Origin of the sequence: Arthrobacter globiformis, from assembly GCF_030817195.1 — a bacterium.
GTDB classification, from domain to species: Bacteria; Actinomycetota; Actinomycetes; order Actinomycetales; family Micrococcaceae; genus Arthrobacter; species Arthrobacter globiformis_D.
On sequence record NZ_JAUSYZ010000001.1, the window covers coordinates 3,307,337 to 3,321,577 of the forward strand.

The following is a 14,241-nucleotide window of genomic DNA, read 5'->3' on the forward strand; positions in this document are numbered from 1 at the left end:
ATTGCCGGCGGCCGGAACCCGGCCAGTCAGTCGGTCCCGTTAGGCCGGGACGATGTTCACCAGTTTAGGTGCACGCACGATCACGGTCCGGATGCCGCGGCCGTCGAGGGCACGCTGAACGTTCTCGGAGGCCAGCGCAAGCTCGCGCAGGTCGTCCTCGGAGATAGCCGGTGAGACCTCAAGCCGGTCCCTGACCTTGCCCTGGACCTGGACCACCGCGGTGATGGTTTCCTGCACCAGCAGCGCCTCGTCGTGCGAAGGCCAGCCGGCGTTGGCCACCGATGCCGGGTGCCCCAGGACGTTCCACAGGTCTTCCGCCGTGTAGGGCGCGAAGAGGCTCAGGATGACGGCGACAGCCTCGGTAGCCTCGCGCACCGCCGGGTCAGCACCGCCGGCGCCCGAGTCGATGGTCTTGCGGGTGGCGTTGACCAGTTCCATCAGCTTGGCCACCACGACGTTGAACTTGTTGTTGTCCAGCAGCTCGGCAGCGTCCGCGATGGTCCTGTGCGTGACCGAGCGCAGCGCGCGGTCACCGGTGCTGAAGTCAACACCGGGGGCGCTGGACACGTCCTGCCCAAGGCGCCATGCGCGGGCCAGGAACTTCGCCGAGCCCGACGGCGAAACGTCAGCCCAGTCGACGTCGTCCTCCGGCGGGGAGGCAAAGATCATGGTGAGCCGGACGGCGTCGACGCCGTACTTGTCCAGCTGCTCGCCCAGGTCAACACCGTTGCCCAGCGACTTGCTCATCGCCTTGCCGCCATTGAGCACCTGGCCCTGGTTGAGCAGGGCGCTGAAGGGCTCGTCCGCTGCCAGGAGCCCCATGTCATGAATGACCTTGGTAAAGAAGCGGGCGTACAGCAGGTGCAGAATGGCGTGCTCGACGCCGCCGACATACTGCCCGACCGGCATCCAGTCGTTGATCTTCGCGGGATCGAACGGACCCTCGGTGTAGTGCGGGGAGACGAAGCGAAGGAAGTACCAGGACGAGTCCACGAACGTGTCCATGGTGTCCGTGTCCCGCTGGGCTGCACGTCCACAGTTGGGGCATTCGACATTGACCCATTCGGCGGCAGCGGCCAAGGGGGAGGTCCCCCTCGGGGACAGTGCCTCGCCACGCAGGTCCTCGGGAAGCGTCACCGGCAGTTGCTCGTCGGGCACCGGCACTTCGCCGCACTCGGCGCAGTGGATGATGGGGATCGGGGTGCCCCAGAAGCGCTGGCGGCTCAGGAGCCAGTCGCGCAGCCGGAAGTTCACAAACTTCTCGCCTGTGCCCTGACCTTCGAGAATTCGGATGGCTTCAGGAATCGCTTCGCTCTTGGGCAGGCCGTCCAGCGTGCCGGAGTTGATGAGCGTGCCCTCCCCCGCCGTTGCCTTGCCCGAGACGGCGGGATCCTCTTCGCCGGTGTCCAGCACCGCGCGCACAGGCAGGCCAAACTCCTTGGCGAAGTCGAGGTCGCGCTGGTCGTGCGCGGGGACGGCCATAATGGCACCCGTGCCGTAGTCGGCCAGGACGTAGTCCGCTGCCCACACGGGCAGCTTCTCACCGTTCAGGGGATTGATGGCGTAGCGGCCGGTGAAAACACCGGTCTTCTCGCGCTCGGTGGACTGGCGTTCGATGTCCGAAAGGGCCTTGACCTTTTCACGGTAGGCCATGAGTGCGTCGTGGTGTTCAGAAGTGACGAGGTCCAGTGCCAGGTGCGCGTCCGCGGCCACCACAAAGAAGGTGGCCCCATACAGGGTGTCCGGACGCGTGGTGAAGACCGTGACTTCGCGCTCGGCACGTCCATCCGACGCCTCGATCACGAAACGAACATGCGCCCCTTCCGAGCGGCCGATCCAGTTTCGCTGCATCGCCAGTACTCGCTCGGGCCAATGCCCCTGCAGCTCGGACATGTCGTCCAGCAGACGGTCCGCGTAGTCGGTGATCTTGAAATACCACTGGTTCAGCGACTTCTTGGTCACCGCAGTGCCGCAACGCTCACAGGCGCCGTTGACCACCTGCTCGTTGGCCAGCACGGTCAGGTCTTTGGGACACCAGTTGACCGGTGAGTCCTTGCGGTAAGCCAGGCCGCGCTCGTAGAAGCGCTTGAACAGCCACTGGGTCCAGCGGTAGTACTCGGGGTCGGAGGTGTGCAGCCGGCGGGACCAGTCGGCGGAGATGGCGTAGCGCTTGAACGAGGCCGCCTGGGTGTCAATGTTGGCGTAGGTCCACTCGCTCGGGTGGGCGTTGCGCTTGATGGCCGCGTTTTCCGCGGGGAGCCCGAACGAGTCCCAGCCGATCGGGTGCAGCACGTCGTATCCCTGCTGGCGCAGGTACCGCGCCACCACGTCGCCCATGGCAAACGCCTCGGCGTGACCCATGTGAAGGTCGCCGGACGGGTAGGGGAACATGTCCAGGACATAGCGTCGCTCCCGGGATCCGTCGTCGGCGGGGGTGAAAACCTTCAGGTCTTCCCACACCTGCGGCCACCGGGCCTCCATCGCCGCGAAGCTGTACGCGCCCTCTTCGGGCATCCCCGCTCCACCTGCTGCTGTTCCGGTTTCGGTCTCCGGCTGAACGCTCACTGCTGCCCTCTTCTGTTCTGTCATGACCCTCTGTCCTGTCACAACGGTCTGATCCCCGCCGCCTGCCGGGAAGGTCTCCCCGGACACACAAAAGCCCCTCGACATGGAGGGGCGGCCGCTCGATAATCCGTATTTGTTCGGGATACCAAGCGGCTAGCTAAGCAGAAGGATCGCACGCATACAGCCACCTTACCGCTTGTCCACCAATACATGGAAACAAGCGCCGGCGGCGGGCAGCCCCGGAAAGGTTGAGGGAAGGCGGCCCCTCGCCCGGGTGTGGTGGGCACCGCGAAGCGGGCGGGGCAGGGGCCGCCTTTTCTCAACCGCGAACCGGCTACCTCACGTCCGCATCGACCCAGTCCATGGACTTGGTGACGGCCTTCCTCCAGAGCCGCAGCTGCCGTTCCCGCTCCTCGGTGTCCAGGTTCGGCTCCCAGCGCTTGTCCTCCGACCAGTTGGCGGACAGCTCTCCGAGGTCCTTCCAGAAGCCGACGGCGAGGCCCGCCGCGTACGCCGCACCCAGAGCCGTGGTTTCCACCACCTTCGGGCGGATGACCGGCACGCCGAGGATGTCCGCCTGGAACTGCATGAGGGCATCGTTGGCGACCATCCCGCCGTCGACCTTCAGTTCCGTGAGCGGAACGCCGGAGTCAGCGTTGACAGCGTCCAAAACCTCGCGGGTCTGGAAAGCCGTGGCCTCGAGCGCGGCCCTGGCGATGTGGCTCTTGTTAACGAACCTGGTCAGGCCGACGATGGCGCCCCGGGCGTCCGAGCGCCAGTAGGGCGCGAAGAGTCCGGAGAACGCGGGCACGATGTACACGCCACCGTTGTCCTTGACCGAGGCGGCGAGGGCCTCCACCTCGGGGGCGCTGCTGATCATGTTCAGGTTGTCGCGCAGCCACTGGATGAGCGAACCGGTGACGGCGATCGACCCTTCCAGCGCGTAGTGCGGTGCCGCGTCCCCCAATTTGTAGCCGACGGTGGTCAGCAGCCCGTTCTTGGAGTGCACGATCTCCTCGCCGGTGTTGAAGATCAGGAAGCACCCGGTGCCGTAGGTGTTCTTCGCTTCCCCGGTTTCGAATGCAGCCTGGCCGAAGGTGGCGGCCTGCTGGTCACCGAGGATGCCGGCCACCGGGACCTCCCGCAGCAGCTGCGAGGTGTGGACCGTGCCGTAGACCTCGGAGGAGGACTTGATGGCGGGCATCATGGACGCCGGAACACCGAAGATGCCCAGGATCTCCTGGTCCCACTGCAGCGTGTCGAGGTCCATGAACATGGTCCTGGAGGCGTTGGTCACGTCGGTGACGTGCACGCCGCCGTCAACGCCGCCAGTGAGGTTCCACAGCACCCAGCAGTCGGTGTTGCCGAAGACCAGGTCCCCGGCCTCGGCCTTCTCCCGCGCGCCGTCGACGTTGTCCAGGATCCACTTGATCTTGGTTCCGGAGAAGTATGTGGCGAGCGGCAGCCCCACCTTCTGCTTGAACCGGTCCGCTCCCCCGTCCTTCGCCAGTTCGTCCACGATGGGCTGGGTCCGGGTGTCCTGCCACACGATCGCGTTGTAGATCGGCTTGCCGGTGGTCTTGTCCCAGACCACCGCCGTTTCACGCTGGTTGGTGATGCCGACGGCGGCAATGTCGTGCCGGGTCAGGTTCGCCTTGGACAGAGCGGAGCCGATGACTTCGCGGGTGTTGTCCCAGATTTCCGTGGGATCGTGCTCCACCCAGCCGGCCTGCGGGAAGATCTGCTCGTGTTCCATCTGGCCGGAGGACACGATGTTGCCGCTCTGGTCGAAGACGATGGCGCGGGTGCTGGTGGTGCCCTGGTCGATGGCGATTACGTATTGGCTCATGATGACGTCCTTGTCGTTGTGCTTGCGTTTGAAGAGATGTGGCTATGGATATGGTTTCGGAAATGGGTGCCGCTTATAAAGGCACCGTTCGAAAACGGCTATAAAGGCACAGTTCGAAAACGGCGCCGGTCGAAAAAGCCCCGGTTCAGGTGGCCGCAGTGAACACGATGGGAAGCAGCCCCACGAGGCCGGCCAGGGTGCCGCCGACCAGCGGGCCCACCACCGGGATCCAGGAGTAGCTCCAGTCGCTGGATCCCTTGCCTTTGATGGGCAGGACGGCGTGCGCGATGCGGGGTCCGAGGTCACGGGCAGGGTTGATGGCGTAGCCGGTGGGTCCGCCCAATGACACGCCGATGCCGACGACGAGCAGCGCAACGGCCAGCGGGCCAAGTCCCGACGGCGTTCCGCCGAAGGTGAGGATCACGAAGACAAGCACAAACGTGCCGATGATTTCCGTGATCAGGTTCCAGGGGGTGGAGCGGATCGCCGGACCGGTGGAGAAGACGCCAAGTTTGTTCGCAGGCTCGGGTTCGGCGTCGAAGTGCTGCTTGTGCGCCAGCCAGGTCAGCACGGCACCAAGGAAGGCGCCGGTAAGCTCACCGCCGAAGTACGTCAGCGTGGAGGCAAAATCCACTGGAACGCCTGTCGCATACTCCGGTTTGCCATTCACAAGAAGGCCCAGCGTGACGGCCGGGTTCAAGTGCGATCCCGACCTGGCGGCGACGTACACGCCGGCGAAGACGGCGATGCCCCACCCCCAGGTGACCATCAGGAATCCCCCGTTGTTGCCCTTCGTGCCTTTGAGCGCAACGTTGGCCACCACACCACAACCCAGCAGGGTCAGCATGGCGGTTCCGAAAACTTCGGAAAGAAAAACCAATCCAAGAGACATCTTTGACTCCTCTATTTTCTGTTGTCAGTCCTTCGCGTATTTGAAGGACTGTTTCCCGCTAGGCGACGAGGCTGTGGACCTCGACGCCGTGGTACCGCTTCAGCACCTCCTGAGCGTGGTTGATTTCAGCGGCAACTCCTGCCGCATCCCAGCCGAGGGGTTCGGCCAGGGCCCCGGCAACTTCGTTCAGCAGCTCCCCGGTGACCAGCCCGCGGAAGGCGAGCGAGGTGCGCCGGATCAGCACGTCCACGAGGTGGCCGATCTGTTCGTGGGCCGCCATGAACTGCAGTTCCCTGAAGCTCAGCTCCCGGGTGGAGCGGAGCAGGCGGTCGGGCCCGGCGTCGAGATAACTGATGACTTCCTCGGCACGGGTGCCGTACCTGGTGAGGAGTCCGGCGGTCCGGTCGGCGTCGCGGGCTGCGGTCATGTGGGCCTTGATCCACTTCTGGATTCCGGCCTCGCTGTCCGGGAAGCCGGAGCCGCCGCCGATGGCGAGTTTCGCCGTCGAAATTTTCCGTTCCATGCCCAGTTCGGCGAGGACGTCGTCGGCCAGGTGTTCGGCCAAGGCACGGAAGGTGGTCCATTTGCCGCCCACCAGGCTGAGCACTACCGCGCCGCCCTCCTGGGAGCCTGGCTCCGGAGCACGCCGTTCGATGCGGTAGTCCCGCGATACGAACCCCGGCTGGGTGGCGTCGTGCCGGGGCAGCGGACGCACGCCCGAGAACGTGTAGACGACTTGTCCGCGATTCACGGCGATATCCGGGAAGACGTGGCCGATCAGGTCGAAGAAATAGTCGATCTCGCCGTCCGTGCAGACGGCGTCTTCGGACATGTCGGCGTCGACGTCGGTGGTTCCCACGAGCACACGGTCGCCCATGGGATAGATCAGAACGATCCGGCCGTCAGTGTGTTCGAAGAAGATCTCCCGTCCCTTGCAGGCAGCGAGCAGGCCCGGGTGGTCAAGGACGATATGCGAGCCCTTCGTCCCGCCCATGAACGAGGTGGGCGCACCCATGGCCTGGTTGGTGAGGTCCACCCACGCGCCGGTGGTGTTGACGATGACGTCCGCTGTGAAAGTGAACTCCTCGCCGTTGAGTTCATCACGGAGAACCGCGGTACTGGAACCGTCTGCGTTGGGCCTGACGGACGCCAGGGACAGGTAGTTGCTGGCCCGGCCGCCCGCCTTCTCACCGTCCTGCAGGACGTCGAGGGTGAGGCGCTCGGGGTTGTGCACGGACGCGTCGAAGTAGGTGGCCGTGTATTTGACGGCCGGGTGCAGCATCGGAAGTTCGGCCAGGGCCTTTTGCCGTGTGCGGAACTGGTGGCGCGGGACGCTGCCGCCGTCGCGGGAGAAGGAGTCGTAAAGGCTGAGTCCCAGCTTGATGAGGAACGCGCCGCGCTCCTTGGGCTTGCCCTGCTGCTTGTGGGTCAGGAACCGCAGGGGCGCGGCCAGGACACCGGAGAATGTGCTGAAGATCGGAATGGTGGTCTGCAGCGGCTTCACGTAGTGGGGTGCGATCCGAAGGAGCCTGTTGCGCTCAACCACGGATTCCCGGACGAGGCGGAATTCGCCGTTTTCCAGATAGCGGATGCCGCCGTGAATCATGTGCGAGGAGGCACCGCTGGCGCCCTGGCAGTAGTCGCCGCGCTCCACCAGCGCCACGTCGACGCCCTGCAGGGCGAGGTCGCGGAATGTTCCGACGCCGTTGATGCCGCCACCGATGATCAGGACCCGGGCGTTGGGCCGCCGGCGCAGCCGGGAGACGGACCCGCGCTCCGCCCCGCGGGCGGTAGCGCTGTTGGTATGGCCGGATGAATCCTTGAGTCCCAAATCTGCTCCTTTGGGTTTGGTTCGAAGGGTTGTTGCAGGCGGCGCACCGAAAGGTGCGGGGCCGTTCACCACTATTGTTTGAATTATTGGAAAATAACGTCAAGCACTATGCACAAACGTGCAGAACGGAAAGATGCATGCCCCGTCCCCGACACTCTGACGCGCTGCGCGCCGCCCAGCTGTACTACATGCAGGACCTCACCATGGACGCCATCGCCCGGGAATTGCGGACCTCCCGCTCCACGGTTTCCCGGCTGCTTTCAACGGCCCGGGAAACGGGCCTGGTGCAGATCCAGATCCGCAGCCCGCTGGACACAGGCCCGGAGCTGGAGCGGCTGATCCGGGCGCATTACAAGGTGGATGTGCACGTGGTGCCCGTCCTGGACACCCTGAATGAGGCGGAGACGCTGGACCGTGTGGCAATGCAGGCCGCACGTACCATCGGCCCGGTTGTGGACTCCAACGCCATCATCGGCGTGGCCTGGGGCTCCACCCTGAGCGCGGTGAGCCGGCACCTGACGCGCAAGATCACCCACGACAGCGTGGTGGTGCAGCTGAACGGTGCGGGCAACATGCAGACCACCGGCATCACCTACGCCAGCGACATCATGCGGCGCTTCGGCAGCGCCTACGGGGCGCGGGTTGAACAGTTTCCCGTGCCGGCCTTCTTCGACCATGCCGCCACGAAGACCGCGATGTGGAATGAGCGGAGCGTGCAGCGCATCCTCGATCTGCAGTCCCGCATGAGCATCGCGATTTTCGGCGTGGGTTCAGTGGATGCCGATTACCCCAGCCACGTGTACGCCGGCGGCTACCTCGACGAGGACGACCTGGCCACCCTGGCGAAGTCCGACGTCGTCGGGGACGTGGCCACGGTCTTCTTCCGCGGCGATGGCTCCTCGGACGGCATCACCCTGAACGAACGCTCCACCGGACCATCCTTGGACCAGCTCCGCCAGGTGCGCCGCCGGATCTGCGTGGTGTCCGGCGCGTCCAAGATCAACGGGCTCCGCGGGGCGCTGGTGGCCGGGCTGGCGACCGACCTGATCCTCGATGAGGCCTCGGCCCGGCGGCTGGTTAGCTTCGAGGAGGCCGTCTGAACTGCGGGCGGGACAGGTGAGGCAGCCGGCGTTGTCCGGACGCCGTCAGCCGGCTGCTCCGCGTCGGTGCCCCGCGCCGGCCGCATCTGCGGCCGGCGCGGATGCCCCGGTCAGGACAGGTCGAAGCGGTCGAGCTCCATGACTTTCACCCAGGCTGCCACGAAGTCGTTGACGAACTTCTCCTTGGCGTCATCGCTCGCATAGACCTCGGCCAGTGCCCGGAGCTGCGAGTTGGAGCCGAAGACCAGATCGACCGGTGTCGCGGTCCACTTCAGCTCGCCGCTGGCGACGTCGCTGATCTCGTAGACGTTCTCCTCTCCCTCCGACGCCTTCCAGCGGGTGCCCGGGGAGAGCAGGTTGACGAAGAAGTCGTTTGTCAGGACCTGGGGCCTGTCGGTGAGGACGCCGTGTGCGGAACCGCCGACGTTGGTGACCAGGACACGCATGCCGCCGATGAGCGCTGTCAGCTCCGGCGCGGAGAGGTCCAGCAAGTACGCCTTATCGAGCAGGAGGGTCTCGGGCTGGAGCTTCTCGCCGGGGCGCACGTAGTTGCGGAACCCGTCCGCCCGCGGCTGCAGGTACTGGAATGACTCGACGTCGGTCTGGTCCTGGGAGGCGTCGGCGCGGCCGGGCCGGAACGGCACCGTGACGTCGAAGCCGGCGTCCCTCGCGGCCTTCTCCACAGCCGCGCAGCCGCCGAGGACGATCAGGTCTGCCAGCGAGACCTTCGTGCGCCCGGTCTGGGCGGAGTTGAACTGCTGCTGCACCCTCTCGATGGCCTGCAGCGCCGTGGCCAGCTGTCCGGGTTCGTTGACTTCCCAGCCGCGCTGCGGCTCCAGCCGGATCCGTGCCCCGTTAGCGCCGCCGCGCTTGTCGGTCTTGCGGAAGGTGGACGCCGCGGCCCACGCCGTGCCGGCAAGCTGGGAGACGGACAGGCCCGAGTCCAGGAGCTGGGCCTTGAGCGAGGAGATGGCCTGCTCGTCAATCAGCTCGTGGTCAACGTCCGGGATGGGGTCCTGCCAGAGCTGCGGCGCGGGGACCCATGGTCCGAGCAGGTGGGGGCCGACGGGGCCCATGTCGCGGTGCAGGAGCTTGTACCAGGCCTTGGCGAACGCGAGTGCGAAGTCGTCCGGGTTTTCCAGGAAGCGCCGCGAGATCTTCTCGTAGGTGGGGTCGATGCGCAGCGAGAGGTCAGTGGTGAGCATTGTGGGCCGGTGCTTCTTCGCCGGGTCGTGGGCGTCCGGGATGATCTCCGCGCCGTCCTTGGCCACCCACTGGTGGGCACCGGCAGGGCTCTTGATGAGCTCCCAGTCATGCTCGAACAGGATCTCGAAGAAGCGGTTGCTCCATTGGGTCGGCCGGTCCGTCCAGGTGACTTCAAGGCCGGATGTGATTGTGTCGGCCCCCTTGCCGGTCCCGTAGGTGCTCAGCCAGCCCAGGCCCTGCGACTCGAGGTCGCCTGCCTCCGGCTCCGGGCCGACATGCGCGTCGGCGTCGCCGGCGCCGTGGGTCTTGCCGAAGGTGTGGCCGCCGGCGATCAGCGCGACGGTTTCCTCGTCGTTCATGGCCATGCGTTTGAAGGTCTCGCGGATGAACGCCGCGGCCTTGGCAGGATCCGGATTGCCCATCGGGCCTTCCGGGTTGACGTAGATCAGGCCCATCTCGGTGGCACCCACGCCCTCCGCCATTTTGCCTTCGCCGACGTAGCGTTCGTCGCCGAGCCACGTGTCCTCGGGACCCCAGAAGATCTCCTCGGGCTCCCATACATCCTCGCGGCCGAATGCGAAACCGAACGTCTTGAAGCCCATCGACTCAAGGGCGACGTTGCCTGCGAGGACGAGAAGGTCGGCCCAGGAGAGCTTTTGGCCGTACTTCTGCTTCACAGGCCACAGCAGCCGCCTGGCCTTGTCGAGGTTGGCGTTGTCCGGCCAGCTGTTGAGCGGCGCGAACCGTTGGCTGCCGTCCCCGGCACCGCCGCGGCCGTCGTGGACCCGGTAGGTGCCCGCAGCGTGCCAACTCATCCGGATCATTAGGCCGCCGTAGTGGCCGAAGTCCGCGGGCCACCAGTCCTGTGAGGTGGTCAGGACGCCGATGATGTCCTGCTTGAGCGCCTCGACGTCGAGCTTCTGGAACTCCTTGCGGTAGCTGAACGTGGGGCCGAGCGGGTTGCCTGCCGGGTGGTGGGCGTGAAGCACGGAGAGGTCGAGCTGGTTCGGCCACCAGTCCGCGACGGTCCGCGGCCGGTGCGCCTTGGGCTGAGGCGCGTCGATCGCCGGGTTCTCGCTCTCGCTGCCGTGCGCAGTCACGCTGTCAGGGTCGGCCGGGCCCCCTCCCGCGGCCTTGACGTCCGGGTCCTGGGAGCTTTCCGGAGTGGGGACCGGGGGCTGGTCCTGGCGATCGCTCATGTTGTTCCTTCCATATGGCCGAGGCCGTGGTCGGACTCGGGCAGCCGGTCTAACCCTCCTATTTGACCACGGGCGGAGGCCGCGGGGAGAGCCTCCTCGGCACTGGCAGGTCCGGTCGTCCGCCGCACCGGCTGCGTGAGCGCTACACCGATGCCGGGTGGGAGGCGGAGCGCGTGTGATGGCGCCTCCCGTGAACACCGGTCCGGCCAGCTCCCGCCCTGAAACTCTCGGCAAATCGCTGCCGTCATGCAAGGATGACCGCATGAAAATCACCAGAGAGATTGTCGTGTTCGACGCCGCCGACCTCCCTGCCGAGAGCGCCTTCTGGGCCGGACTGCTCGGTGGCATCGTGGACGCGGAGGACGACTGGCACACGGTAAGCGTCGACGGGAACCCGCGCCTCGGCTTTCAGCTTGCGCCCAACCACGTGCCGCCGGAATGGCCTGACGGGAACCCGCAGCAGATCCACCTTGACCTCTATGTTGAGGACGTCTCGTCCGCCCACGAGGAGGCAATGTCGCTCGGTGCGCGCCTGCTGAAGCCAGCGGACGACATCACCTCCGCCGAGGGCTTCCAGGTCTACGCGGACCCGGCCGGCCACCCCTTCTGTCTCTGCTGGGGCTGAGTCCCAGCCAAACCAGGGGCTAACACTGCGACTGCCGGTCACGCGCGCCGCGGCGCGGTATCGGTAGAGTCGTATCCATGACTACCTCTCCCCGGCTCAGCCTGAACAACGGCGTGCTGATCGACCAGTTGGGCTTCGGGCTTTACAAGGTTCCGCCAAAAGACACCGCCAACCTGGTATTGACCGCCTTGGACGCCGGGTACCGGCATTTTGATACGGCCGCCATGTACGGGAACGAATCCGGAGTGGCGCGCGGCCTGGTAGACCTGTTCGCCACGGAAGCCGCCGCCGGCGGTTCAGGCGAGGCGGCCCACAGTACTTCCCGCGAGGATCTGTTCATCACCACCAAGGTCTGGAACGACGACCACGGCTACGACGCGACACTGCGGGCCTTCGACAAGTCCATGATCAACCTCGGCCTGGAATACGTGGACATGTACTTGATCCACTGGCCGTGCGCGAAGCGGGGACTGTTCCAGGAGACGTACCGCGCCCTGGAGACGCTGTACCGCGAGGGCAAGGTGAGGGCCATCGGCGTGTCCAACTTCCAGCCGCAGCACCTGGACCAGCTGCTGGAGACAGCCGAGGTGGTGCCGGCCGTCAACCAGATCGAACTGCATCCGTGGCTGCAGCAGGCCGAGCTCCGGGAAAAGCACCGCGGGCTGGGAATCCTCACCGAGGCGTGGAGCCCCCTGGGCCGCGGCCAGGTGCTGGAGGATCCCGTCATCGGCGCCCTCGCGGCCGAGCACAAGGTGAGCGCCGCGCAGGTCATCCTGCGCTGGCAGCTGCAGCTGGGCCACGTCACCATTCCCAAGGCAAGCTCTGCCGCCAGGATCCGCGAGAACCTCGACGTCTTCGGCTTCGAGCTCTCTGCCCTGGACATGGCTGACATCGATGCCCTGGACCGCGGCCACCGCACAGGCTCCCACCCCGACAACGTCAACTAGGACTCCCCCAGCAGATGAGAACAGCCGACTCCGAGCCCGCTACAGCACCGTCCTTCGTCAGCAGCGGACTCGCCGCCCGCACCCGTGCATCCACAACGCAGCTGGCCGGCAGTAACGTTGCCTACTGGGTCTACGAACCGGAAAAGACCACGGCTGAAACGCGGACCGTCCTGGTCATCCACGGCTTCCGCGGCGACCACCACGGGCTGCTGCGGGTGGCCGACCAGCTGCCGGAGATGCGCCTGATCATGCCGGACCTTCCCGGTTTTGGCAGCTCCGGCCCGTTCACCGACGCCGCCCACAGCGTGGAACGCTACGGCCGCTTCATCAGCGACTTCATGGCCGCCCTGGGACTCGGGCCGGACACCGTCCTGCTGGGCCACTCGTTCGGCTCCATCGTGGCCGCCCACTTTGTTGCCGCCCATCCCGACGCCGTCCGCCCGCTCATACTGGTCAACCCCATCGCAGCGCCCGCGCTCGAAGGCCCCAAGGGCCTCATGACCCGGCTGGCCGTGCTGTACTACCGCCTCTCCGCGCGCCTCCCCCGCCCCCTTGGCCTGGCCCTGCTTCGCAGCCCGCTCATCGTGCGGGTGATGAGCATGGCTATGGCGAAGACGAAGGACAAGGACCTGCTGCAGTTCATCCACGGGCAGCACCACGCGTACTTCAGTGCGTTCGCGAACCGGGAAAGCCTGCTGGAATCCTTCACCGCGTCCGTCAGCAGCAACGTGGCCGAGGTCGCGCCCCGGCTCACCCTGCCCGTGCTGCTGGTCGCCGGCGAAAAGGACGAAATCGCCCTGCTGCGGGACCAGCACCGGCTTGCCGGGCTGCTCCCCGACGCAACGCTCGATGTCATCCCAGGCGTCGGCCATTTGATCCACTACGAAACGCCCGAACCTGCCGCAGGATTCATCCGCAGCTTCCTTAAGGACCACCCCGCGTGAAGATAGTCATCGACGCCCGTTTCACCCGGACGGACCACCACGACGGGATCAGCCGCTACGGCTCCAGCCTCATCGCCGCCGTCTCAAAGATCGCCGATGTGTCCATGCTCATCAGCGACCTCCGGCAACTGGCCCTGCTTCCCGATGTTCCGTACACGCTCATCAGCAGCCCGCTCTCCCCCGCCGAGCTCTTCGTGGCGCGGAAAGTCAATCAGCTCGGGGCGGATGTGGTGGTGTGCCCCATGCAGACCATGGGCACGTGGGGGCGCAAGTACGGCCTGGTGCTGACCCTGCACGACCTCATCTACTACGAACACCCGGCACCGCCGGGCTTCCTGCCGGCCCCGGTGCGGATCCTGTGGCGCCTGTACCACAAGGCGTTCTGGCCCCAGCGGCTCCTGCTTAACCGTGCCGACGTCGTCGCCACCATCAGCAGGACCACCGAGGCCCTGATGTCCAAGTACCGCCTGACGAGCCGCCCGGTGCGGATCGTCAGCAACGCTCCGCAGCCGGCCCAGCAGCCCCGCGACCCGGCCGTAGCGCCGGAGAAGACACTGCTGTACATGGGCTCGTTCATGCCCTACAAGAACGTCGAAACGATGCTCGCCGGGATGGCCGGACTGCCTGGCTACACGCTGCACCTGCTCAGCCGGATCACCCCGCACCGCCGCGCCGAGCTGGAAGCGCAGATCCCCGCCGGCGCGAACGTTGTGTTCCATAACGGCGTCACCGACGACGAATACACGGCCCTGCTGAACCGCACCACCGCGCTGGTCACCCTGTCCAGGGCCGAGGGCTACGGCCTGCCCCTGGTGGAGGCCATGGCACTGGGCACCCCGGTCATCGCCAGCGACATCCCGATCTTCCGCGAGGTGGGTGCGGATGCCGCCACCTACGTAGATCCGGGGTCGGCGCCGGAGTTCGCCGCCGCCGTGCGCCGCCTCGCCGACGGGCAGCACTGGCAGGACGTCTCCCGGCGGTCGGCGGCGCGCGCACGGCAGTTCAGCTGGGACGAATCCGCCCGCCAGCTGGTGGACGTTGCGGCAGAGGTAATGGCGCTCCGCCGCAGGTAACCTGACAGCC

Annotated in this window: 10 protein-coding genes; 5 read left to right on the forward strand and 5 right to left on the reverse strand. The window is 66.2% G+C overall.

Annotated features, from left to right (window positions below):
• Window positions 1-39: 39 nt before the first annotated feature.
• From leuS to QF036_RS14995, 4 genes are all read right to left on the reverse strand, one after another.
• Complete coding sequence (gene leuS, locus QF036_RS14980; protein ID WP_307105940.1) at window positions 40-2,565, reverse strand: leucine--tRNA ligase; 2,526 nt, start codon at window positions 2,563-2,565, stop codon at window positions 40-42.
• 334 nt (window positions 2,566-2,899) lie between these two features.
• Window positions 2,900-4,414, reverse strand: coding sequence for a glycerol kinase GlpK (gene glpK / locus QF036_RS14985; RefSeq protein ID WP_307103091.1), 1,515 nt, complete (start codon window positions 4,412-4,414; stop codon window positions 2,900-2,902).
• Window positions 4,415-4,559: 145 nt separating this feature from the next.
• Complete coding sequence (locus tag QF036_RS14990; RefSeq protein ID WP_307103093.1) at window positions 4,560-5,306, reverse strand: MIP/aquaporin family protein; 747 nt, start codon at window positions 5,304-5,306, stop codon at window positions 4,560-4,562.
• A 58-nt stretch (window positions 5,307-5,364) separates the two neighbouring features.
• Window positions 5,365-7,137 (reverse strand): glycerol-3-phosphate dehydrogenase/oxidase, encoded by a 1,773-nt coding sequence (locus QF036_RS14995; RefSeq protein ID WP_307103095.1) that lies wholly within the window; start codon window positions 7,135-7,137, stop codon window positions 5,365-5,367.
• A 137-nt stretch (window positions 7,138-7,274) separates the two neighbouring features.
• Between QF036_RS14995 and QF036_RS15000 the strand changes: the two genes are divergently transcribed.
• The gene (locus QF036_RS15000) at window positions 7,275-8,237 is read left to right on the forward strand and encodes a sugar-binding transcriptional regulator (RefSeq protein ID WP_307103097.1); all 963 of its coding nucleotides are present in this window, start codon (window positions 7,275-7,277) and stop codon (window positions 8,235-8,237) included.
• Window positions 8,238-8,347: 110 nt separating this feature from the next.
• Here the strand turns inward: QF036_RS15000 and katG are convergent, their stop codons facing one another.
• Entirely contained in the window at window positions 8,348-10,642 is a 2,295-nt protein-coding gene (gene katG / locus QF036_RS15005; protein WP_307103099.1) for a catalase/peroxidase HPI, read from the reverse strand.
• Between the two features lie 262 nt (window positions 10,643-10,904).
• On the opposite strand from katG, the gene QF036_RS15010 reads away from it, so the two are divergent.
• From QF036_RS15010 to QF036_RS15025, 4 genes are all read left to right on the forward strand, one after another.
• The gene (locus tag QF036_RS15010; protein WP_307103100.1) at window positions 10,905-11,267 is read left to right on the forward strand and encodes a VOC family protein; all 363 of its coding nucleotides are present in this window, start codon (window positions 10,905-10,907) and stop codon (window positions 11,265-11,267) included.
• Window positions 11,268-11,344: 77 nt separating this feature from the next.
• Window positions 11,345-12,214 carry an aldo/keto reductase gene (locus tag QF036_RS15015; RefSeq protein ID WP_307103102.1) on the forward strand — a complete coding sequence of 290 codons (870 nt, stop codon included), beginning with the start codon at window positions 11,345-11,347 and terminating at the stop codon, window positions 12,212-12,214.
• A 14-nt stretch (window positions 12,215-12,228) separates the two neighbouring features.
• Window positions 12,229-13,158 carry an alpha/beta fold hydrolase gene (locus QF036_RS15020; protein WP_307103104.1) on the forward strand — a complete coding sequence of 310 codons (930 nt, stop codon included), beginning with the start codon at window positions 12,229-12,231 and terminating at the stop codon, window positions 13,156-13,158.
• Complete coding sequence (locus tag QF036_RS15025; protein WP_307103106.1) at window positions 13,155-14,231, forward strand: glycosyltransferase family 4 protein; 1,077 nt, start codon at window positions 13,155-13,157, stop codon at window positions 14,229-14,231. The genes QF036_RS15020 and QF036_RS15025 overlap by 4 nt, the downstream gene beginning before the upstream one ends.
• Window positions 14,232-14,241: the final 10 nt, after the last annotated feature.